Consider the following 23206-nt stretch of genomic DNA (forward strand, 5'->3'; position numbering starts at 1 on the left):
CGCCGAAAATTACCGGGGCTAAACTGTGTACCGAAGCTATGGATCAGCGTACATCCAATAGTATTGCTAAATGAAATAAGAAGCGAAGAGGTAATTTCACGAAATGTAACAAATGAAAAATAAATCAAAACATTTCGTCAAATTACATACAGCTAAACTTGTACCGTTAGCAGTAGTATTGGATGTACGAGGGTGGTAGGGGAGCTTACTGTAGTAGGTTGAAGCAAGATCGAAAGGACTTGTGGACGAGACAGTAGTGAGAATGCCGGAATAAGTAGCGAGAGTAAAGTGAGAATCTTTACCGTCGAAAGCCTAAGGTTTCCTGGGGAAGGTTCGTCCGCCCAGGGTAAGTCTGGACCTAAGCTGAGGCCGAAAGGCGTAGGTGATGGACAACAGGTTGAAATTCCTGTACTACCGTTAATCGTTATGAGAGAGGTGGTGACGCAGGAGGATAAGTCAAGCGATCAGCTGGAAAAGATCGTGCAAGCGGGGTAGATAGTCCGGTAGGCAAATCCGCCGGATGTTTCGAAGACGTGATGCGGAGGGAAAACAAGTACCGAAGTGACAGATTCCACACTGACGAGAAAAACCACTATCCAGATTAAAGGTACCAGTACCGCAAACCGACACAGGTAGGTGAGGAGAGAATCCTAAGACGAGCGGGAGAAGCGTTGTTAAGGAACTCGGCAAATTGACCCCGTAAGTTAGCGAAAAGGGGTGCCTCAAGAGATTGAGGCCGCAGAGAATAGGCCCAAGCAACTGTTTATCAAAAACACAGGTCTCTGCTAAATCGAAAGATGAAGTATAGGGGCTGACGCCTGCCCGGTGCTGGAAGGTTACGGGAATTGCTTAGGGGAAACCCGAAGGCATGAACTTAAGCCCCAGTAAACGGCGGCCGTAACTATAACGGTCCTAAGGTAGCGAAATTCCTTGTCAGGTAAGTTCTGACCCGCACGAATGGCGTAATGACTTGGGCACTGTCTCAACAACGTACCCGGCGAAATTGTAGTACTTGTGAAGATGCAAGTTACCCGCGACTAGACGGAAAGACCCCATGGAGCTTCACTGTAGCTTGATATTGGGTTTCGGTATTTTTTGTACAGGATAGGTGGGAGACTGAGAAGTGGTGGCGCCAGCCATCATGGAGTCGACGTTGGGATACCACTCTAAAAGTACTGGAACTCTAACCTGAGACCATAAGCTGGTCTAGGGACACTGTCAGGTGGGCAGTTTGACTGGGGCGGTCGCCTCCCAAAGAGTAACGGAGGCGTCCAAAGGTTACCTCAGTGCGGTTGGAAATCGCACAGCGAGTGCAAAGGCATAAGGTAGCCTGACTGCGAGAGAGACACCTCGAGCAGGTACGAAAGTAGGGCTTAGTGATCCGGTGGTATGAAAGTGGAATTGCCATCGCTCAACGGATAAAAGCTACCCTGGGGATAACAGGCTTATCTCCCCCAAGAGTCCACATCGACGGGGAGGTTTGGCACCTCGATGTCGGCTCATCGCATCCTGGAGCTGTAGCAGGTTCCAAGGGTTTGGCTGTTCGCCAATTAAAGCGGTACGCGAGCTGGGTTCAGAACGTCGTGAGACAGTTCGGTCCCTATCTGTCGCGGGCGCAGGATATTTGAGAGGATCTGTCCTTAGTACGAGAGGACCGGGATGGACGAACCTCTAGTGCACCAGTTGTCATACCAATGGCACAGCTGGGTAGCCAAGTTCGGCAGGGATAAACGCTGAAGGCATCTAAGCGTGAAACCCACCTCAAGATGAGATATCCCACTAGCAATAGGTAAGACCCCATGTAGACTACATGGTTGATAGGTCAGGAGTGTAAGCATAGTAATGTGTTAAGCTGACTGATACTAATAGGTCGAGGGTTTGACCCAAAAGAAACAGGTATCAAAAAAGTAGAAGGTCTTAAAACTAGACAATGAGAGAGCTTCACATCTTCTTAGAAGAGTAACATTAATCAGTTCTGAAGGTACAAAGTACCTGAGCAAAAATTAATAAGTCAGAATCAGATTTTCAGATGCAAGCAATACAAGGCACCGACGAAGCGAGGAACGGAGTTTATGTGGATAAATGAGTACCGGAGCTAGGAAGGTAACGAAGTAGTGCGACGCATATTAAAATCTGTGAATTTTCTGGTGGAAATGACGAGATGGTCACACCCGTTCCCATACCGAACACGGCAGTTAAGCATCTCAGTGCCGATAATACTTGGCTGGAGACGGCCCGGGAAAGTAGGTCTCTGCCAGATTTATATTCCTCAATAGCTCAGTCGGTAGAGCATGCGGCTGTTAACCGCAGGGTCGTAGGTTCAAGTCCTACTTGAGGAGCCAAAAAATAGATCCTTTAGGGTCTATTTTTTTATGAAAAAATTTCACCAACAGATTCTTTTAGGGTCTTATTTGTTAATGCGTCCAGCGAAGCTGGAGCACACTTGTTGGTAAAAGCTATAATTGGATAATTTAATAATTGTAAGCTAGTTGTATAAAATTTTCTCTTTGACATTATCTAAAACATAATATACAATAAATAAATGTAATAATTTACCATAATATTGCAATATAGTTCCAAATTTGCCATATATTTGGTAAATCCTGCCCCCTAAGCAAATAAGGCTTATTTACTTGTGACCGCATGGGGATATTTGCTTAGGGAGATCTTTAAAGAAGGAGGCTAAGTATATTTTTGAAATTCATAAATTCCCCTAATTTATTTAAAAAATTAAAACTAAAGGAGAAATTTTATGAAAGCAATTTTAAAAACGGTAGTATCAATTTTTATGGTAGCGGTATTATTAAGTAGTTCATTGACTGTATTTGCTGAAAGTGATGATAATACAAATACTGCAAATATTAATATTGAAGATGTAAACATAAAAAGTCATGTAAATATAGACTATAGTAAGCCGACAATAAAACTAAAGTCAATTAAATCTGCAAAAGCTGTTTCTAAAGCTAGCGCTAATATGACAGCATCTGTTGTTTCAAATACTGTATTTTTACAAAATAATCCAAGATTAATTCAAAACGGAATATTAACAACTGATAATAATACAAATTACATTTACTTTACTGTAACGAAAGATACATTTATTTGGGCTAGATTAGCTTCAAGTAATGCTGATTATACAATTAGTCTTTATAAAATTGATGATATAACTGGTCAAGCTTTACCTACAGATATTGTTGAGAGTTCAAATAGCATAATAGCAAATAGCGGACTGGAACAGGGCGATTATTTCTTTCTGATATCATCTAATGGTTCAGTAGGAGATAGTTATGACCTGAAAATCAATGCTACTAATCCGGCAGGCGAATTTAGCAGTATCAATACAATTACTCCTTCATTACAACAGTTAGTTATAACATATGTAAATCAAGAAGTTTATGCAAATGGAATATATGTGTTTAGTTGGGATTCTGCTGCAGCTAACAGTCACTTAAATTGGAAAAGGGATGTTATGAATGTGAAGGAGCAAATTACTGAAACTAAAAAGATGATTTTAGAAAATGTTAAAGTTAGAACGATTTCGGCTCCTGTTACATATAAATCACAATATGCATCTTCTGATAATGCAATATTGTTATATTTAAATGAAGGTACAAAATATACATATTATGAAACTATAACTGAAAATGCCAATCCATTAAACTATTCCAAATCTTTTGTGGATCCAAATGGAAGAATTACTCCTAGAGAACTTGATTCATATGACTTTGTAAATGCCAATCACATTTTGGTGTTTGATTTAAATACAGGAAAACCTATTGATTTCTTTAGTTCTCTGAATTATTTCTATAATGACAAGTACATAGATAGGGAAGATGCACCTATAATAACTTATAATGAATAAGTCAATATAAAATAAATTATTAAAAGCTTGCTTTATTATAAATTTATTAATAAAGCAAGCTTTTAATCTTATACTCTAGTTCTAAACGCGTATATAGGCGATTGAAATACCTCCTCAAATAAAGATGTTAAAGATTTATGGAGATACCTATGAGGGGAAAATAATATTAATATTATTAGAATTATGTAAAATATGCTAAAACTATGGAAAAATTGAAACAGATATATTACAATTGCTTAGTAATATTTAAATATTATTAAAAATCTATTATTTTGAAGGAAGGAAAGTATGAGAGTCTATATAAATCCAATTGCACTTGGCATTTTAGTGTCACTATTAATTATCTATCTATTATTTATACCATTATTTGTTCATCAATTTCGAAGGCATGGAACTCTAAAAATACGTAGAAATATTGTTATTGCTTCTTTTATTATCTATATGATAACAGCATGGTTTTTAACAATTTTACCTCTGCCGTCAATGCAAGCAGTACGCGAAATGAAGCAGATAATACCTAACTATAGACCATTTTTGTTTATAACTACTTTTTTAAATGAATCAGGCTTTATTTTGACAAAACCAAAAACCTGGTACTCAGCTATATTAAGTCCAAGCTGTTTTACCGTTGTTTTTAATGTTTTTCTGACAATCCCTTTTGGTGTTTACTTAAAAAAGTATTTTAAGCTACCTTTAGCGGCAGTGGCAATTTTAGGTTTTTTACTAAGCTTATTTTATGAGGTGACACAATATACAGGCCTTTATGGTATTTATCCTAAAGCTTACCGCTTGGCAGATGTTGATGATTTAATAGTAAACACGTTTGGTGCAGTGGTTGGCTACTTGTTGACCCGCTTTATCGATCACATTTTGCCCAATATAGAAAAAGATAAAAGAGTTATTAAGAAAGAGGCGAGCCTTTCTATAAGGTTGGTGTCATTGCTTGTGGATTATATATCAATTATCGTTTTATATGAGCTTAGTCGAGTAGTAATATATTGGAATGTTGCTCATAGAAAATGGGATTTGGTTATCTTTTTGGTTTCAGAAGTAATTGTATTTATAATAATACCGCTATTTACAAAGGGACAAACCATAGGAATGTTTATTTTAAGACTTAATCTTACTGATAATATGGGAAAATGTGTAAATATTCCAAAAGCATTATTACACAATATCTTTATAGGGTTATGGCTTCACATTATTTTTACAATACAGGGAAGGGTAGAAGTTAACTCAATAGTAATGATAATAATTCAATTTCTGTTTATAATATTTATGTTTGTAATGTTGCTAAATAGTATTTTTCATAGAAAAGTTTGTTATTACTGGGAATCTTGGTTTAATACATATATTAAAAGAAATTTGATAAACCACGAGCCAGAACTGATGACTTGTGGAAAAGATATAAATGAAAAATATAAGTAAAACCCTAGCTTTCATTATATATGCCTCGCAATCAAATAGTTATATTCAATTGCGAGGCTGCATTTTGGGGTTGCCTTGTCAAGTGTTTTTTGATATTTATTGAATTATTCATAAGTTGACGACATTGTGTGTTCTACGTGTGGTCATGACTTTTAGGTTATTAAGAGTCAAAATATGATACATATTTAATTTTATGTTTACTATGAGGGAATAAGAAATTGTATAAGTCTATAAAATAGTCATCTGTCATACTCGCAATATAATCTACTACTATTTGGTTAGGTTCCTGCTCAAAGTAGTTTTCACTTGAAGGGTAATATTTCTTATTTATATAATCAATGTGATGCTTATAGAGGACAGAATCTTGGCTTTTATTTTTTGCAAATTCTAATAACTTGTAATAAATATCCTGAAACATAGGGCGAAGATTTTCATTATAGAGTTTGTCTATTCTCTCGTTTTTGTAAATTATAAGAGTGTGTGAAATAATCTCTGTAAATAGCTTTCTATGATAATTTTATTAGAGTTGTGAAGACCAGATGCTGGCTTTAATAACTTGTCTACAATATAATAGTAAATTAATGGCATGTCAATAGCACCCTTCCAAAAGGGTGTTTTTATTTTATGGGCTTTAGCCTGTTGAGTATGTTGGAGTTTCTCAGCAGAGGTGTTTATTGCAATAGCTTTCTGTAACGAAATGCAATGCAAAAGTGTAACACCCCAAATTGTATTTAGTTGTTAGATTGTTTCATCAGTGAGTGCTTTAACCGCCAGCTGTCCCGGCCAAAGACTATCAAATGGCTGTGATGGACTAACCTGTCGATGAGGGCCGCTGTAAGCTGATCATCATAAAATATTCCGTTCCACTTGCTAAATTCAATGTTTGTTGTGATTATCAGGCTACGCTTTTCGTAGCAGTCTGCAATAACTTGGAACAGCAGCTGAGAGCCCTCTGCATCGAAGGGGATGTAACCCCATTCGTCACAGATTAAAAGGTCAAGTTTACTGAGCTTCTTTAGCATCTGTACCAGTGAGCCATTGGCCTTTGCTGCTAATAACTCATTGACCAATGCAGCAGTTTTGTAGAATCGGACATGTTTGCCTTGCATACAGGCTTCTACACCGATTGCTGTTGCCATGTGACTTTTGCCGGCTCCGTTCCTGCCATAAAGAATTAAATTTTCCTGACGTGACAGGAATTCAGCCTGTTTCAATAAATCAATCGTTACGCCTGAAGGTAGCGTAATATCTTCAAAATCATAGCCGTTAAAAGTTTTAATGTTATCAAAACCGGCTTTCTTTAAATATAGGTTCCGGCGTTTGGTATTCCGATATATGATTTCGGCTTTTAAGACCTCAAGCATATATTCCTGATTCGTTGCACCGTTTGCATTTATTGCATTTTCTGCAAACCGTGCACTAAGCCTAAGCTGTTTGCAGCATTCAAGCAGTTGTTCCTTCATTGGCTCACTTCCTTTCCAAACAGACTATCATATCTTGAGTTATCTGTTTTGAAGGATGGTACTTTTATGTATGGATTTGTGAACTGCATCGGTTGCAACTGCTGCACTTTGTTTGTCAGTCTGTAATAGCTTGCCAGTATGCTGTCAGAGTCTTTTACTCCACTATCCAGTGCAACTTCAAGTGCATTTGCTGCAGCTGCAATATCATGCTTCTGAAGCATTGTATTTAGAGTAAGGAGGGCTTCCCTCTTCTTCTCTGGTGACAGCTCTGCCAGGTAGTTCTGCCATATCTCGGGTAGTTCCTGATAAAAGCCTGTATATTTAATTGCATTGGGGCGTTTAGCCATTAATGATATATATGGTAGCCAATCCATTGACTCCCCATCCTTCTCATATAGTCTGCAATGGGTGACAACGGGATTGTACTTAATATCCATTATTGTGACGCTATCACTTGTAATTTCAAGGTATACATGTTCTTGTGCCAGCTTTGGTGATGATGAATATAGATTGGTTTCAAACATTACCTTTCCATATTTATCGGCCTTTGCAGCTTGGAATCTGGATACTTTAAAATCAATCGGATTCATAGGCAGCATAGCTTGTCTGTCTGCTTCAAACAGGTCTGCAATCAGATGTCCCTTACGGTAATGCTCCCGCTGCATATCCCTTTCACAGCATTTAAGGAGCTTTCTGTTGAACTGGTCAAAGTCCAGTATTGTGGGGACTGGAACAAACATATTCCTGCGTTCATAACCTACTTTGTTTTCAACATTGCCCTTTTCCCAGCCAGCAGAAGCATTGCAGAAAACTGGTTCAATACCGTAGTGTTCAACAAACCGCTTGAAGCCTTCAGTTAAAATTCTGTCCTTACCGCTGCCGATATGGGCAACAGCTGCTGATAGATTATCGAATACCATACGGAATGGAACCTTGTTCATATGCTTCATGATATTTTTTAGCCCTTGCAACAGACATTCCTGGTTCTCACCCCGGAATGCTTGGCAATATGCTCCGTTGCTTTGTGGAAAGGAAACTGTCAGCTTCCGACCTTCTTTCAAAGTATTGGAGTTATCATAGTAGAAGAACTGACAGAAATCTACCTGTGCCTCACCGGCAGGGTGTTCCAAAGGGATGTACCCCTTAGACTTTTCTGCGTACAGCTCTTTCTTCTTCTTTGATACATAATATTGGACGGTCCTGAGCTTAACTTCAAGCTGACCCGGATATTCATTTAGCAGACGTTCATAAACGCGTTTTGCAGTATGTCGCTGTTTACGGGGTGCTTTAAGATCGTTCTCAAGCCATTCATCTATTATTGGCTTAAGTGGATCAAGCAGGGATGGAACTTCTTTAGGTAGTAGTGTTGGATTGTTGAAATCCTTCATATCCAAATATTTCTTAACGGTTTCGTAATGGTAACCGGAGCGTCGCATGATTTCACGGATTGAACACCCTTCCACATCATGCATTCTTCTGATATACTTTATATCGTCCATTGATAACATCCTTTCTGTACCTCCTTCAGTTCGTCAGACAAACTAAAGGATAACTCAAATTGAAGGGTGTTACAATGGACTTTTACATCGCAGACCGTTACACTTTTTGGCTGCACTTTGTTACACTTTCAGATTACACTAAACAAGCAGAGAAACGGAGACATACGAGATAACGTATAATAGTTTTCGCAAATTCAAATAAAAAGGACAGATTTACAGTCATTTGGTAGAATTAAGTTACCATACAAAATATACCAAAAAGGAGACTGTAAATATGTCCGAAATGATTATACAGCTAAATGAAGTAATCATCAAGGAAGAACTAAAGAATCTAGTCAGGAATAGTGTTGAGGAAACATTGAACAACTTGCTTGATAAAGAGGCTGAAGACTTAACCAACGCTGCAAAGTACGAGAGTACACAGGAACGACAAGGCTATCGCTCAGGCCTTATACACGTAGTTTACAAACAACATCAGGTGAAGTAACTTTGAGAGTTCCTAAACTAAAGGGTGACCTTGCCTCAATAAAATAGACAGCAAGAATCACTATTTATCTCATTAATTGAGTGTGTGAAGTTTTTTCTGTAAATAGCTTTCTATGATAATAAAGTTTGAGGTATGGATGCCTAAAATTTGCTTCCATACCTTGTTTATAATATAAACAAAAATTCTTGGCATGTCAAGAAGACCCTTTTTCAGAGCCTTCATTTAGATTTATTAGGGCAGCCTACCCTCGTACATTATTGATAATTCTCCATAAACCTTGCCCCAGTTTCTCAGTATCTGAGTCCATTTTTTAGTCGCTTCAAAGGTTGCTAGATATAGTGCTTTTAATAGGGCTGTATCGTTCGGAAACACACTTCTTTGGCGGTTTAAACGGCGGTACGTACTGTTTAGACTTTCGATAGCATTAGTTGTATATATGACTTTACGCACATCTGCAGAAAATTTAAAAATTGGACTGATTACATCCCAATTTGTTGACCAACTCTTCATGGCATTTGGATATCTTTCGTGCCACTTTTCAGATATCCTTTCCATACGTTCATGCCCTAATTCCTCATTCGGAGCATGATATATGGTTTTTAAATCAGTGGCAAATTCTTTCTTGTCTTTATCTGCAACATATTTTAGAGTATTTCTAACTTGATGGACAATGCAACGCTGATATTCTGTGTCTGGAAATGCAACAGAAATGGATTCTTTTATTCCAGATAGTCCATCGGCACAAAGAACAAGTATATCCTTAACACCTCTGTTTTTAAGTTCATTTAACACACTAAGCCAATACTTGCTGCTTTCATTTTGTCCAATGTTAATGCTTAGCACATCTTTTTGGCCATCCTCGTTTATGCCAAGAATTATATATGCAGCTAACTTTTTGATTACATTATTTTCTCTAACAGAAAAATGTACCGCATCAATAAATACAATTGGATATATACTAGAAAGAGGTCTGTGCTGCCACTCTTCAATTTCAGGCAAAAGTTTATTTGTTATGTCTGAGACCATACCCTCACTAACTTCAAACCCATAAATATCTTCAATTTGTTCTGATATTTGACGAGTAGACATTCCTTTAGCATACATAGCTATTATTTTCTGTTCAATGCTGGAGATGTCTTTTTGACGCTTCATTACGATTTGAGGCTCGAAACTACTTTCTCTGTCTTGTGGAACATTGATTTGAGTTTCACCGTAGGTACTACGAATCTTTTTAGGTTTTGTACCATTTCTGTAGTTACCGTTGTCAGTTCTTTCATATGGCTCATAACCAAGGTGCTGATCCATTTCTGCTTCGAGCATACTTTGAATCGTTCCTCCGAGCAAATCTTTAAGTGCATCCTGAATATCTTCAGCAGTTTTAATGTCATACTCCTGAAGAAGTGAAGCAATAATATTTTTTTTGCCTTCACTCATTGAATTTTTTCTTCTTGTCATAAAAAAAGCCTCCTATGATATATTGATTTTATCATAGAAAGCTTAATTTACAGAATTTATTTCACAGACTCCATTAATTCTTAAATACCTATGATATTTCCTTCAGCATGAATGGTGGAATGTACCCATTTGCTGAATGAGTCCTTTTACGGTTATAAAACAGTTCTATGTATTCAAAAACAGCCTTTTTAGCCTCAGCTCTGGTCTCAAAATTATAATCATTTAGCCATTCCATTTTAAGTTTGCCCCAAAAAGATTCCATAGGGGCATTATCATAACAATTGCCCTTTCTGCTCATACTGCATACAAATCCATATCTTTTTAGCAGATTTTGATAGTCATTACTGGCGTATTGAATTCCCCGGTCAGAATGAATTATTAATCCTTCTTTAGCACCGGTTCTTCCAATTGCTTGATTCAGAGCAGCAGATACCAACTCCGTTCTCATATGGTTCGCCATAGCCCATCCTACAAGCCTACGTCCATAGAGGTCCATTACACCAGCAAGATAAAGCCAACCTTCTTTTGTAGGAATATACGTAATATCTGATACCCACTTCTGGTTAGGTCTACTGGCAGTAAATTCTCTATTAAGAATGTTATCTGCCACAGGAAGACTATGATTTGAGTACGTAGTCGCTTTATATTTCTTTGACACTTTGGAACGTATACCGTTTGCCTTCATTAACCTTGCAACACGGCCTTTACTGGCTTTCTGATTTTCCGGAAGATTCTTTGTTATCTGAGGAGCACCATAAATTCCATGACTCTTTTTATGGATTTCTTTAATAGTTTCAAGGAGCTCTCTATTTGACTTGCTCCGATTACTTTCGCTACGTGAAAAATATGCATAATAACCGCTTCTTGATACTTGAAGGGCCTGACACATCTTTGCAATCCGAAATATGAAGCGGTGTTTATAGATAAAATTAAACTTGTTTATTTCTGATTTTTCGCAAAATAGGCCGCGGCTTTTTTTAATATTTCATTTTCCTCTTTAAGGTTAGCTAATTCCCTGCGTAATTTTCTTATTTCATCATCGTCAGGCTTAAGGTTACCACTGCCTGGAAAGGCACTTGAACCATCCTTTTCATAAGCGATTAACCAGTCTCTTACTGTTGAGTAGTGCACTCCAATTTCTTTTGCCATTAAGCTTGCTGTTGTTTCACCTGCCAATATTTTTTCAACGGTCTGTTCCTTGAATGCTTTATCAAACTTTTTTCTCTCAGCCATTTGAATCCCTCCATGTTTTTATTATATAGGGATTCTTTGTGTCCATCAAATCGGATTAAGGTCAGGGCATACCGTTTGAAACAGCAATAATTGAAAGATATCGCCGTCGGGAAAGTTCCGTTGAAGAAGCCTTGATTGAAATGTATCTGGCTGATGTATCGGTTCGCCGAGTAGAAGATATTACCGAGGCTCTTTGGGGAACTAAGGTATCTCCCGGAACAATAAGTGAACTAAATAAGAAAGCCTATGTACATATTGAAAACTGGCGAAACCGCTCTTTGCAAGGTGTTCAATACCCATATGTGTATGTAGATGGCATCTATCTGAAACGTAATTGGGGCGGTGAAAATGAAAATGTGTCTATTCTTGTGGCAATTGCTGTAAAACAGGAAGGCTACAGAGAGGTTATTGGTGCCAGATAAGGAATGAAGGAGGACAAGGCCAGTTGGAAGGAATTCTTTCAATGGCTTAAAGGTCGTGGGCTTAATGGTGTAAAACTTATTGTAGGTGATAAATGTTTAGGAATGTTAGAATCAGTTAACGAAGTGTTTCCTGAAGCTAAATATCAGCGTTGTACCGTTCATTATTACCGCAATATCTTTTCAGCTACACCACGATCAAAGATGAAGCTTGTAGCAAAAATGCTTAAAGCGATTCATGCACAAGAGAGCAAAGCAGCCGCCCGTGAAAAGGCCAAATTGGTGGCAGAAGAGCTAAAGTCCATGAAACTTAAAGAAGCAGCTAAAAAGTTGGAAGACGGCATTGAAGAAACTCTTGTTTATATGGATTTTCCTTATGAGCATTGGACAAAAATCCGCACAAACAATACAATCGAACGCCTCAACAGGGAGATTCGCCGCCGGACTAGAGTAGTTGGCACTTTCCCCGACGGAAATTCAGCCTTAATGCTAGTATGTGCTCGACTACGACACGTTGCAGGTACACAATGGGGTAGTAAAAAGTATATGAACATGAAGCATTTAGAAAACATAGACTCTGATGAGTCCGATTTTATAGCAGGTTAACTTATTTCTACCATATGGCTGAATCTGAATTTACGAAAAATACTTGACGGCACCTATTTTCATCCTATAAGGTAATATTTTGGCCTCTAATTTATGTTATGATAAACGTTTATTCTAAAAATCTTGCAGATAATTACATTCTATTCTATGAAAATGTACTTATGATTACCTTGATTCAGACTAGTGGGTCGATTCTACTACAATTAAGTGAATTCGTAGCTGTTATATCCATAATAGTGGTGCCCGCAATTTTTATATACAAGAATAGTAAAAATACTGTTAGGGCAATATCAATTCCTATAGTTTCAATCATTTTATTTAATCTATCAGATAACATTATTAGCAATATTTGCATTTCGGTTTTTGGTTTACATCTGGAGCAAATACGGCAAGACATGAAATTGTATTTTATTGTTGCCACTATTGATTTAATATTTATGTTCCTTATATCAAGGCTTTTAGCAGAGATAATTAATAAAAAAATAAAGTTGTCAATATTTGAAATTAGGGGGAAGATTGGATTACTTATAGTTGTTACCCTTATATTAACTGCCATTGTCTTTTATACAAATATTATTTTTGGACCTGACCAGAGCGGAAAAACTATTATGGTAAAGGGCTTATTGTTTACTGCTTACTTTGTAATGCTTATTATTGTTGTGTACGTAGTTATAACGAGTATTAAAAGGGAGTTAGATTTAAGAAGCAAACAAATTCAATTTGATAGCCTTCAAGAGTATACGGGAAGTTTAGAAAAGCTATATACCGATATGAGAACTTTTAGACATGATTATATAAATATATTGTCTTCAATGATAGGGTATATAGAAAATAAGGATATAGAAAGTCTTGAAAGGTATTTTAATGATAAAATACTACCTTTGAGTAGAGGGATTGAGTCAAATAATTTCAAACTAGGTGCATTAAAGAATCTAAAAATACCTGAAATTAAGGGAATTATTTCTTCTAAATTAATTAGAGCACAGGAACTAAACATAGATGTGCTTCTCGAAGTAGCAGAACCAATTTACAAGGTTAATATTGATATTATAGATTTAAGCAGAATAGTAGGTATTCTGCTTGATAATGCTATTGAAGCTGCTGTAAATTGTGAAAAGCCATCTTTAAAGTTAGCGCTTATCAAAAAAGAAAATTCCGTGTTAATTGTTGTAATAAATAGCTTATTTGAAGAGGTTATGATACATAAAATATACGAAAAGGGGTTCTCGACTAAGGGATCTAACAGAGGAATAGGGTTATATAATTTAAAGCAAATTATAGAAGGATATAACAATATAACTATAGACACGTTGATAGAAAATGGAGAGTTTAAGCAACTTTTTGAGATTGCAAATGTAGAAGGAGACTAATAGATGTTAAGCATATTTGTATGTGAAGATAATAATGAGCAAAGAGAAAAGTTTACAAAAATAATTCAAAATCTAATTCTAATTGAAAATTTTGATATGGAGTTAAAATTAAGTACTTCTAAGCCTGATGACATTTTGGACTATCTAGCGGAGAATGATGTTTCAGGACTGTATTTTTTGGACATAGACTTAAAGTCTTCGATTAACGGAATTGAACTAGCCTCAATGATAAGACAGTATGATCCCAGAGGTTTTATTGTGTTTATCACTACTCATTCAGAAATGAGTTATTTGACGTTTATATATAAAGTTGAAGCCATGGATTTTATAATTAAAGATAATTATAAAAATATAAAGGAGAGAATACATCAGTGCATAATAGACGCAAATAAGAAATACTCTGCAAAAGTAACTGAACTTCAAAAAGTTTTCAGTATGAAGTCTGGTGATAAAATAATAAATATTGAGTACAGTAAAATTTTATTTTTTGAGACATCACCTACGATACATAAAGTAATTATACATGCATTTGACAGGCAGATTGAGTTTTATGCAAAACTAAAGGATATTGAGAAAAAGCTAGATAATAGATTTTATAGATGTCATAAATCTTATATTGTTAATAAGGATAACATAAGAGAGATAGATTTAACTAACAGATGTATACATATGGTAAATGGTCAGGAATGTCTGATATCTATAAGAATGCTAAAAGGCTTAGTAAAAGAATAGAGAATTTATGTTATTAGTGGACAATAAAAGACAAACAAGAGCTAATCACTTTAAAGCAGTGATTAGCTCTTGTTTGTCTTTTATCGGTAATTTATATATCTGTCCTGAACGGTACTTGAGTTGACACTCCTCTGGGAAATATTAAGTTTTGTTTGGGGCACTGCCAATAGAGCCTGTGAAGAAAAGTCTGTAAAATCAGCTTTCTATGATAAAATCAAATTATCATAGGAGGCTATTTTTTATGGCAAGAAGGTAAGCGGTAAACCATGAGTACCTCGATAGATTCTGTTTAATATGAGATAATTCTTCCATGTTTTCACAAGCTACTTTAAAAAATTGTATAACTTTTTAAAGTTAGCTTGAAAAACTTTAATAAAGTTTTTCAAGGAGGTTTTATCAATGGAGGCTAAAAAAGTACAACAGCAATATCTTCTTTCAAAATGGGCTGCTATTATTCAGGAATGCCGCGCTACCGGAATGTCTGTGAAGGATTGGTGCTTGGAAAACAATGTGAATACAGCTCAATTTTTTTACTGGCAGTGTAAAATACGTAAGCAACTCTGTACATCGGTAGAAAATCTAGCAAATGATCCGTCAATCACTTTTGTACCTGTTCAGCTACCGAATTCCCATAATGAGCCCTTGCAAAAAGTTTCTTTTAACACAGAGCTGATTGTTAATGTGGGAGGATACCAATTACAAATTAATAATGATACTAACCCTAACTTACTAGAGACAGTACTGAAGGTACTCCAAAATGTTTAATGATGCTACTGGCTTTTACCAGATTTACTTAGCATGCGGCTATACCGATTTACGCCAAGGAATTGATGGCCTTGCCGGGATGGTTCAAAATCAATTTCATTTGAATCCATTTCAAAATATCCTGTTTCTTTTCTGCGGAAGAAAAGCAACCAGGATAAAAGGTCTTCTATGGGAAGGTGATGGTTTTGTACTACTATTCAAGCGTTTAGAAGGCGGAAGATTTCAATGGCCTCGCAGTGAAGCAGAAATGAAAGAAATCACACCTAAGCAATTTAGATGGCTAAAGCCATATAAGCGAAAAAAAGCAAAAGGAAAACGTAATGAGGACTTAAAAGACTTGCCTGTCAGTATCATTGAACATACTCTTAATGACGATGAGCTAAGAACAATTTTCGGAGACACATGGAAACGACTGCCTGATGAAGTGTACAAACATCTTCAATTTCACCCTGTTACATTTGAGGTGGAAGAGCATCATGTTGCAGTATATGCAGGAAAGGACAATCAAACCATTGTAAAGGCAAACCGCCCTGTTGATCTATTGCGTAACAGTATTGTAACGCCAACTCTGGCAGCTGGTATACTAAATGGAAAATATATAAATGCTCTTCCTCTATACAGGTTGGAACAGGAGTTTAAGAGAAATGACATACATATATCCAGACAGGTAATGGCAAACTGGACAATACAATGTGCCGAGAGGTACCTGTCACTATTGTATGATAGAATGCATCAGGAACTCTATCAGTGCAGCGTATCACAGGCTGATGAGACACCGGTGATTGTTTCAAAAGATGGACGATCTGCCGGTTCAAAAAGCTACATGTGGGTATATCGTACGGGCAAAATGTATGTTGCTCCGCTAATTATTCTGTATGATTACCAGAAAACGCGTAAAGCTGATCATCCAAGAAAATTTCTCAAGGGATATAAAGGAACTATTGTTACTGACGGATACGAGGTATACCACAAACTTGAGAAAGAAGAACCAGACATAAAGATAGCAGGATGTTGGAGTCATGCCCGTCGTAGGTTTGCGGATGTTGTCAAGACAATGGACAAAGAAACCGCTAAAGATACATTAGCATATGCAGCATTAAAACAAATAGCTTTGATATATAAAACAGATAATGATCTTTTGGGGCTATCTCCACAAGAGAGAGTTGTCAGACGTAAGCTTCTTGTAAAACCTCAAGTAGAAGCTTTCTTTGCATGGGTTAAAGAGCATAGAAGTGACGTTCCATCACAATCAGAAACAGGCAAAGGCTTTACCTATTGCCTAAATCAAGAAAAATATCTAAGAACATTTCTTGAAAATGGTTACGTACCTCTGGATAATAATGCTACAGAGGGAGCTATTCGAGGCTTCTGCATAGGAAAAAACAATGGAGCCTAGGCAAGTGCAATAATTTACAGTATTGCAGAAACAGCTAAGGCTAATAACTTAAAACCATACCATTACTTTAAGTATTTACTGCAGCAGATTCCCCAACATATGAGTGATAAGGATACATCCTTTATAGACAAGCTACTTCCGTGGTCAGAAGATTTACCGGAAGAATGCAAAAAAGCAACTCAAAGTTAGCAAAATTATATCCGCCGAAAGGCGGTATTTTTGTATAGGTACTGATGGTTTACCGCTTACGTAGGAAATAACTGAAGTGTTTTAAACTGCTTATTATTTGATATTAAACGAATATTACGTAGATGAAAAGTATTTATACATATATGTTATATTTTCTATAGATTTATAAGTTTTTATTGTAAAGGAGTTAGTTTATGACATCATATGATACGGAAGGAAATACGACACAAAGTGAAATTATGATGTACAACTACTTTAATTCAGAAATATTTAATGTAATAAGTGAGTTTGTTAATGAATTAGCGGATATAGCTGATATAATAGAAGATAAAAAGGCGTTCTCGCTTTCTTTAATAAAAAACTATTATAAAATTAATTTACCTGAGACTCAAATAAATGAGTATTTAACATTCGTAATGCAAGTAGTTAATATGACTGAAAAACATATTCATGACATATTAAGTAATATATTGCTTTTAGATGAAAAACTAAAGATAGTTGATATACATTGTAGCCTAGTCAAAAGAAGTGCTGTAATAACTTTTTCTCACAATAGAAAAATAATATTCAGAAATAGTTCATTAAATGACGAGCAAATTTTCAACAGTATAATTCGTTGGGTAAATTTTAAGGTAGATGAAAGATATCAATTATATATCAGGAAGATTATATCATATGGTTCCTATGGATTTTTAGAGTATATATCTTCTGAATGTGATAAACAGGATATTACTAATAGTTTTTTTTGCATAGGCCAGCTTTTATCATTGATATATATACTCAATTGTAAAAATTTCCAAGAAGGAAAACTTCTGAAACTATCAAGGTTACCAGTGTTGACCAATTTAGAAGGACTATTTTCTATATCTGAAAGAAAGTTGAATTTCGCCCCTTCATCGAAGAATATAGCACAGAAAATTATAGATTCTTCGGTATATAATTTATGCATTATACCTAAACGACACAGATATTTAGCTAAGCTAAATATCTCATCAATAAAATTAGGGTTTCAGTATATATACAAAATAATAACAAATAGTAAAATGGAGTTTATAGACTTTTTAAATGAATTATTTGATAAGGATTCACCATACTTAGCCGCAGTAAGTACAAACGTATATAATTTAAATATGAATGATTTAAATAGGCAGCTATATTTTTTGGATTATCAATTTAATATAAAACAAAACTATAAATCCACCACTAAATTTTCTGATAATAGGGCTCCAAATAAAATAAATTTAAATTATTATCTAGAGCTTGCGGTTAAGCTAGGCAACAATATTATACAGAATAGTATCATAGGGGTTATTAATAATAATACAAGTAGAACATGGATTAACACAGTTGAGTGTGGAGATAAGATAATAATCTCACCAGAATGTAAAAACCTATATGAGGGTAATAGCGGGATTGCACTCTTTTTATTAAATTTGGGTGTAACTACAAAAAAAGATTATTTTATAAATACAGCAATAGAAGCTATGCGTGAATCTATATCGAATATAAGTACATTATTTAGATGTAGTTCAATAGAACTTGGCGCATTTAATGGGATTTGTGGGGAGATTTATACTCTTTCTAAAATATACTCGATAACAAAAGATGAGAATGTAAAAAAAGCTGTTAAATTGGGACTTTTATATGTTAAATCAGCAATTGTAAATCAAAAGGATATTAGTCTCTTTAGTGGTCTTTCCGGAGTTTTGGCTGTAATTCTGGCTATCTATAAAAATAAACATTTTTCTGATATTAAGGTTAATTTATTAGCCATTGCTGAATTAGCGTATAAAAATATACTAGTTAATATGGACACAATAAGTACCACACCGGGATATTATCACGGTATTAATGGGGTAATAATAGTTCTTATTAATTTATTAAATTTAATCGGAGATACAGCAATAAAGTCAGTTATTGAAGAATTATTAAAAATAGAAAGAAATTTTAAATTTGACAAAAGATTTAGTAATAAAACTATGTTAGAAGTTGAACATATTGGTATTCTTCTTAGCAGAGTTTTTCTTAAGCAATATGGTTATGATGATAATTTAATAGATATAGAAATAGACAAAGCTTTGGCATGGACAATTAAAAAAGGGTTTGGAAATAGTCCTTTCTATTATAACGGTGACATAGGAGCCCTTGAAGTATTGGAATACACGGCTAAAGTATTAAAGGATGAAGTGTTGAGAAATAGGTGCAATAATACTTTTGCTAATTTGGTAGAAAACACTATAGGGCCTAATACTAATGACGAAAATAAGCTTTGGAGTTTATCAATGTCTTTGATGAAAGGAATTTCTGGATACGGCCACATGCTTCTTAGAAAGTGCAGTGAGAATATCCCTAATATAGTATTGCTTGAGTAAGAGAGAGAACGTATGTTGTTTTATTTAGGTAAGATCATGTTTACTCAACTAAAGGAGATATGGAAAAGCATAGATAGAGAATATTTACCTCTGATGACTTAAAATGAATAATTTCAAATTTCTATTTTATTTTATATCACATTGATATAAAATGGAAAAGTTAGGACATATTTGTGATGATTATTTCATTGGGGAGGAAAGAGAAATGAGCGAACTTATTAAATTCGAAGTTAAAAGATTGCCAGGGGTAAAAATAGTAGGAAAAGAACTACGGTATAATATGGAAGCACTTATGAAAGGTGATAATCGTATTCCAGATTTTTGGGATAAATGTTTTGCTGATGGAATTTTTTCATTACTGGAAGATCAAACAGATTTTATTTTTGACAGTTCATACGTTGGTGTAATGCTTGATTGGGACAAAGGAGATGGAGATTTTTCTTACATCGTCGGTATGTTAATGAAAGATGGAGTATCTGTTCCAGAAGGATACTACCATAAAGACTTAGAAGAAACAGATGTCGCAATTGGATGGATTAAAGGTAAAAATACAGCTGATGTTTGCTCTTCTGCTCATCCTCTTACTGAACAAGCCATTAAAGAAAAAGGGTACAAGTGTGACAATATGAAATGGTGTATGGAATTGTATAATTGTCCTCGATATACTACACCTGATGAAAATGGCCACATTGTCCTTGATTATTACATTCCAATTAATGATAACTAATTAGTAAACATAATATTCATAAGTTTGAAAAGGAGGATATGTGTATGGGTGTTTTATCTGGCAGTGTACATACTGGGTTATTTGTTGAAGATATTGTAAAGATGGTGGCATTTTACAGAGATATACTGGGTTTTGAAACAGATTGGGATGGAGGACCATTTGCTAGTTTCAAAGTAAAAGATGGTGGGTTGTTTATGTTTGATAGGAAACAATTTGCCGCTTCTATGAAACAACCTTATTGCCCACCAAAAGGATTTAATCAGACAATGGAAGTTGCTATAGGTGTTCCTACTAAAGATGATGTGGATAGAGAATATGAACGACTAACAGCACTTGGTGTTCAATCATTGACAGGTGAGCCGGTTACTCAACCGTGGGGACAAAGGAATTTTTGGATAGCCGACCCTGAAGGTAATTATATTGAAATTGGATGTTAAATTTCAGACATATGATATATTTTAGAAGAAGCTTCTTCATATCAGAAGAAGCTTCTTGACATTTCTGGTATAATTTGATAAATTCAAACCATAAATAATATTTTATTAAATTCCGAAATTAGATTAACATCTTTTGCAATTGACATGTCTAGATTCTCAACAATATAAATTAAATTTAATTGAAATTATCGGATAACCAAATATATGGAGGCGATAATAATGAAGTACTTTAAAAAGGCATGCATTGCTTTGGCTGCTTTGCTTATTAGTACCAGTTTTGCTGCTGGCATAGTTACTAAATCAGTGAATGCAGCTTCAACAACTATTCCACCCAGAAAGCTTGAACGGTTGGATAGGGGAATTGTTGCTATTAATCAGGGAAACGGGAAGGTTTATGTAGGCTGGCGTCTTCTCGGAACAGAACCCGGTAATATTGCATTCAATCTATATCGAAAAACCGCAGGTGGCATAGAAGTTAAACTTAATAGCTCACCAATTACATCCAGTACAAATTACGTTGATAACGGTGTTGATACAACAAAGGATAACACTTACATAGTAAAAACAGTTTTAGATGGAATTGAAAGTAGTGAAAGTGAACAGTATACTTTGGCTGCAAATACTCCTGTCAGACAGTATATTCCTTTAAAACTAAAATCCCTTCCTGCGGGATATTACACAATGCATATAAATGTGGGTGACCTTGATGGAGATGGGAAATATGACTATATAGTAAAGCGTATGAATGATGATAGGTCTCCTGTACAGGTAGAAGCTTATAAAGCAGATGGGACATTTCTATGGCGTATTGATTTAGGGCCCAATATAGAAACATATAACTCCGCTATGACTTCACCTTTGGTTGTATCGGATTTGAATGGTGACGGAAAAGCAGAAGTTCTTTTAAAAACTGGTGAAAGCACCAGATTTGGTGATGGTACTTTAATTGGAGACACAAATAATGATGGAATAACTAACTATTGCAATAAGTCATTATCTACCTATCAAGTTTTGTCGGGACCCGAATTTATTTCTGTAGTTGATGGAATGACAGGTAAAGAGCTAAGCAGAGCAGATTTTATTGCAAGAGGAAAAGTTACGGACTGGGGAGATGATTATGGGAACCGTGCAAGCTTTATTTTTATGACTGTTGCCTATCTGGATGGTGTTCACCCAAGTGTAGTAATGTCAAGAGGCCCCGGAAATGTTATGAAAGTTGAGGCATGGGACTTTAAGGACGGAAAACTTAGTCAGCGGTGGAAATGGGATGCTAGAAATCAGGCATTGCCTTACGGCAAGAATTTCCCTGATTTTCATGCAATTCGTGCTGTAGATGTGGATAAGGATGGAAAAGATGAAATTTCATGGGGAGGCTCCATGCTCAATGACGATGGTAAATTACTGTACGCTACGGAGCTGACACATGGAGACAGGTTTGTAATAGGGGATATTGATCCTGACAGAGATGGTCTTGAGTGTTACGCAATTCAACAGAATAATCCGAGTCTTTTGGGGGCAGCATTATATGATGCAAGTAATGGGACTATGATTAAAAAAATGTATATGAATGCAGTTGGTGATGTAGGTAGAGGGGACTGTGCGGATATTGATCCTAATTATAAAGGTATGGAATGTTGGTCTACACTTGAGAATTTATACAACTGTAAGGGAGAGGTTATCGGTTCTGAAAAGTCTTTCCCATTTTTGAGTATTTGGTGGGATGGAGATTTGCTCAGAGAATTTTTTATAGGTACTGATTCAAATGGCTTCAACCCAGCAATAAATAAATGGAATTATACTACAAAGACCAGCAACCGGATATACTCAATTTATCAGGAGGGAGTCAAATCACCATATGCGGCCAGACCACCTTTTTATGGAGATATTATGGGTGACTGGCGTGAGGAAGTTATTCTTGAAACTACAGACAATTCAGAGCTTCGTATTTATACTACAACCATTCCTACCAACTACAGGATATATACCTTGATGCATAATCCGGCTTACAGGAACTCTGTTGATGTTAAAGGTTATCTTTCTTCTGTTTACCCTGATTATTATCTGGGTGAAGGCATGTCAATGCCACCGGCTCCCAACATTTCTACAGGAGATGGTGAGTTAATAAAAGAACTGAGGGTAAATGATTCCAATAATGCTGCTGACTGGTACATACAGTCAAATTTGCAGGTTGGTGATACAGTTTTTGGAGATAGAACATATAAATATACAAAAATTCCTCAGAGTCTTGTAGGTGCCGAATGGATAAGAACTGCATGTGATTCTAAAAGTTATCTAGCGGAAGAAGCTTACTTTACTGCGAAAAAGGATATATCGGTTTATATCGGTTTGGATTCAAGAATTACCAGTATTCCGGCATGGCTAAGTGATTGGAGCAAAACAGGTGAAACATTAACCGATGATAGTTCAGTTACCTTCAACCTGTATAAGAAGGATTTTACTTCCGGCTCTGTTGTAAGGCTTGGAACTAATGGGGGCTCCTCAAGTTATGTGAATTATACGGTTATTGTTAAGGAAAACACAGCACCTGCATTTCTTTACGGGGATGTAAATGGAGACGGCATTGTGGATGTTCTGGATTACAGCGTAATGAGAAGTTATCTTCTTCAAATAACCAATTCAATGCCATCTGAATTTTGGCAGAAGGCGGGAGATTTGAATTCCGACGGTGTTATCGACAGCATGGATTATTTGTATCTGAAAATGTACTTGCTGGGGACAATTAATTCGCTTCCTGTTTAGACATGA

General features: G+C 35.8%; 16 protein-coding genes, 1 tRNA gene, 2 rRNA genes and 2 pseudogenes (1 of these 21 running past the window's edge). 16 read left to right on the forward strand and 5 right to left on the reverse strand.

The features are described 5' to 3' along the window. From K412_RS0114230 to K412_RS0114250, 5 genes are all read left to right on the forward strand, one after another. Positions 1–1886, forward strand: a 23S ribosomal RNA gene (locus K412_RS0114230) (it extends 1169 nt beyond the left edge of the window). A 257-nt stretch (positions 1887–2143) separates the two neighbouring features. Further along, positions 2144–2260: ribosomal RNA gene (rrf, locus tag K412_RS0114235) — 5S ribosomal RNA — on the forward strand. A gap of 6 nt (positions 2261–2266) precedes the next feature. Then, positions 2267–2342: transfer RNA gene (locus K412_RS0114240), tRNA-Asn, on the forward strand. A 410-nt stretch (positions 2343–2752) separates the two neighbouring features. After that, the gene (locus K412_RS0114245) at positions 2753–3862 is read left to right on the forward strand and encodes a hypothetical protein (RefSeq protein WP_024833737.1); all 1110 of its coding nucleotides are present in this window, start codon (positions 2753–2755) and stop codon (positions 3860–3862) included. Positions 3863–4150: 288 nt separating this feature from the next. Then, the gene (locus tag K412_RS0114250; protein WP_024833738.1) at positions 4151–5290 is read left to right on the forward strand and encodes a VanZ family protein; all 1140 of its coding nucleotides are present in this window, start codon (positions 4151–4153) and stop codon (positions 5288–5290) included. 160 nt (positions 5291–5450) lie between these two features. Here K412_RS0114250 and K412_RS23060 read toward each other — a convergent pair whose 3' ends face one another. From K412_RS23060 to istA, 3 genes are all read right to left on the reverse strand, one after another. Beyond that, positions 5451–5708, reverse strand: a complete 258-nt coding sequence (locus K412_RS23060; protein WP_024833739.1) for a hypothetical protein — start codon at positions 5706–5708, stop codon at positions 5451–5453. A 313-nt stretch (positions 5709–6021) separates the two neighbouring features. Continuing rightward, positions 6022–6753 carry an IS21-like element helper ATPase IstB gene (gene istB, locus K412_RS0114265; protein WP_024833243.1) on the reverse strand — a complete coding sequence of 244 codons (732 nt, stop codon included), beginning with the start codon at positions 6751–6753 and terminating at the stop codon, positions 6022–6024. Further along, the gene (gene istA / locus K412_RS0114270; protein ID WP_157833822.1) at positions 6750–8252 is read right to left on the reverse strand and encodes an IS21 family transposase; all 1503 of its coding nucleotides are present in this window, start codon (positions 8250–8252) and stop codon (positions 6750–6752) included. Before istA ends, istB begins: the two co-directional genes overlap by 4 nt. A gap of 274 nt (positions 8253–8526) precedes the next feature. Here istA and K412_RS0114275 point away from each other — a divergent pair. Further along, positions 8527–8765: pseudogene (locus tag K412_RS0114275) on the forward strand (transposase); the annotation flags it as partial. Positions 8766–8970: 205 nt separating this feature from the next. On the opposite strand, the gene K412_RS0114280 reads toward K412_RS0114275, so the two are convergent. Both K412_RS0114280 and K412_RS0114285 read right to left on the reverse strand, forming a co-directional pair. Further along, positions 8971–10173, reverse strand: a complete 1203-nt coding sequence (locus K412_RS0114280; protein WP_198527707.1) for an IS256 family transposase — start codon at positions 10171–10173, stop codon at positions 8971–8973. A 109-nt stretch (positions 10174–10282) separates the two neighbouring features. After that, positions 10283–11427 (reverse strand): IS3 family transposase gene (locus K412_RS0114285; RefSeq protein WP_278244541.1). Its coding sequence is split into 2 segments (ribosomal slippage): positions 10283–11163 and positions 11163–11427, totalling 1146 coding nucleotides; the frame shifts between segments, so codons are not numbered across the junction. A 62-nt stretch (positions 11428–11489) separates the two neighbouring features. Here K412_RS0114285 and K412_RS21905 point away from each other — a divergent pair. From K412_RS21905 to K412_RS0114335, 10 genes and pseudogenes are all read left to right on the forward strand, one after another. Then, positions 11490–12452 (forward strand): annotated as a pseudogene (locus K412_RS21905) (IS256 family transposase); the annotation flags it as partial. A 395-nt stretch (positions 12453–12847) separates the two neighbouring features. Next, positions 12848–13822: a sensor histidine kinase gene (locus K412_RS20845; RefSeq protein ID WP_024833744.1), complete on the forward strand. Its 975-nt coding sequence runs from the start codon at positions 12848–12850 to the stop codon at positions 13820–13822. 3 nt (positions 13823–13825) lie between these two features. Further along, positions 13826–14554: a LytR/AlgR family response regulator transcription factor gene (locus K412_RS0114305; RefSeq protein ID WP_024833745.1), complete on the forward strand. Its 729-nt coding sequence runs from the start codon at positions 13826–13828 to the stop codon at positions 14552–14554. A gap of 399 nt (positions 14555–14953) precedes the next feature. Continuing rightward, positions 14954–15319 carry an IS66 family insertion sequence element accessory protein TnpA gene (gene tnpA, locus K412_RS0114310; protein WP_024833746.1) on the forward strand — a complete coding sequence of 122 codons (366 nt, stop codon included), beginning with the start codon at positions 14954–14956 and terminating at the stop codon, positions 15317–15319. Then, complete coding sequence (tnpC, locus tag K412_RS20850) at positions 15312–16715, forward strand: IS66 family transposase (protein ID WP_242835630.1); 1404 nt, start codon at positions 15312–15314, stop codon at positions 16713–16715. Before tnpA ends, tnpC begins: the two co-directional genes overlap by 8 nt. A gap of 21 nt (positions 16716–16736) precedes the next feature. After that, the gene (locus K412_RS22935) at positions 16737–16904 is read left to right on the forward strand and encodes a transposase domain-containing protein (RefSeq protein ID WP_278244555.1); all 168 of its coding nucleotides are present in this window, start codon (positions 16737–16739) and stop codon (positions 16902–16904) included. Positions 16905–17098: 194 nt separating this feature from the next. Beyond that, the gene (locus K412_RS0114320) at positions 17099–19276 is read left to right on the forward strand and encodes a lanthionine synthetase LanC family protein (protein ID WP_024833747.1); all 2178 of its coding nucleotides are present in this window, start codon (positions 17099–17101) and stop codon (positions 19274–19276) included. Between the two features lie 205 nt (positions 19277–19481). Next, complete coding sequence (locus tag K412_RS0114325; protein WP_024833748.1) at positions 19482–20003, forward strand: GyrI-like domain-containing protein; 522 nt, start codon at positions 19482–19484, stop codon at positions 20001–20003. 44 nt (positions 20004–20047) lie between these two features. Then, entirely contained in the window at positions 20048–20440 is a 393-nt protein-coding gene (locus tag K412_RS0114330) for a VOC family protein (protein WP_024833749.1), read from the forward strand. Positions 20441–20659: 219 nt separating this feature from the next. Beyond that, positions 20660–23200, forward strand: a complete 2541-nt coding sequence (locus tag K412_RS0114335) for a rhamnogalacturonan lyase family protein (protein ID WP_024833750.1) — start codon at positions 20660–20662, stop codon at positions 23198–23200. The last annotated feature ends 6 nt before the right edge of the window (positions 23201–23206 follow it).

Source organism: Ruminiclostridium josui JCM 17888 (genome assembly GCF_000526495.1).
GTDB classification, from domain to species: domain Bacteria; phylum Bacillota; class Clostridia; order Acetivibrionales; family DSM-1351; genus Ruminiclostridium; species Ruminiclostridium josui.

Excerpts from the sequence above, each read along its gene's own strand:
- K412_RS0114245 (WP_024833737.1), top strand. The coding sequence starts at position 2,753 with ATGAAAGCAATTTTAAAAACGGTAGTATCAATTTTTATGGTAGCGGTA.
- K412_RS0114250 (WP_024833738.1), top strand. The coding sequence starts at position 4,151 with ATGAGAGTCTATATAAATCCAATTGCACTTGGCATTTTAGTGTCACTA.
- K412_RS23060 (WP_024833739.1), bottom strand. The coding sequence starts at position 5,708 with ATGTTTCAGGATATTTATTACAAGTTATTAGAATTTGCAAAAAATAAA.
- istB (WP_024833243.1), bottom strand. The coding sequence starts at position 6,753 with ATGAAGGAACAACTGCTTGAATGCTGCAAACAGCTTAGGCTTAGTGCA.
- istA (WP_157833822.1), bottom strand. The coding sequence starts at position 8,252 with ATGGACGATATAAAGTATATCAGAAGAATGCATGATGTGGAAGGGTGT.
- K412_RS0114280 (WP_198527707.1), bottom strand. The coding sequence starts at position 10,173 with ATGAGTGAAGGCAAAAAAAATATTATTGCTTCACTTCTTCAGGAGTAT.
- K412_RS20845 (WP_024833744.1), top strand. The coding sequence starts at position 12,848 with ATGAAATTGTATTTTATTGTTGCCACTATTGATTTAATATTTATGTTC.
- K412_RS0114305 (WP_024833745.1), top strand. The coding sequence starts at position 13,826 with ATGTTAAGCATATTTGTATGTGAAGATAATAATGAGCAAAGAGAAAAG.
- tnpA (WP_024833746.1), top strand. The coding sequence starts at position 14,954 with ATGGAGGCTAAAAAAGTACAACAGCAATATCTTCTTTCAAAATGGGCT.
- tnpC (WP_242835630.1), top strand. The coding sequence starts at position 15,312 with ATGTTTAATGATGCTACTGGCTTTTACCAGATTTACTTAGCATGCGGC.
- K412_RS0114320 (WP_024833747.1), top strand. The coding sequence starts at position 17,099 with ATGACATCATATGATACGGAAGGAAATACGACACAAAGTGAAATTATG.
- K412_RS0114325 (WP_024833748.1), top strand. The coding sequence starts at position 19,482 with ATGAGCGAACTTATTAAATTCGAAGTTAAAAGATTGCCAGGGGTAAAA.
- K412_RS0114330 (WP_024833749.1), top strand. The coding sequence starts at position 20,048 with ATGGGTGTTTTATCTGGCAGTGTACATACTGGGTTATTTGTTGAAGAT.
- K412_RS0114335 (WP_024833750.1), top strand. The coding sequence starts at position 20,660 with ATGAAGTACTTTAAAAAGGCATGCATTGCTTTGGCTGCTTTGCTTATT.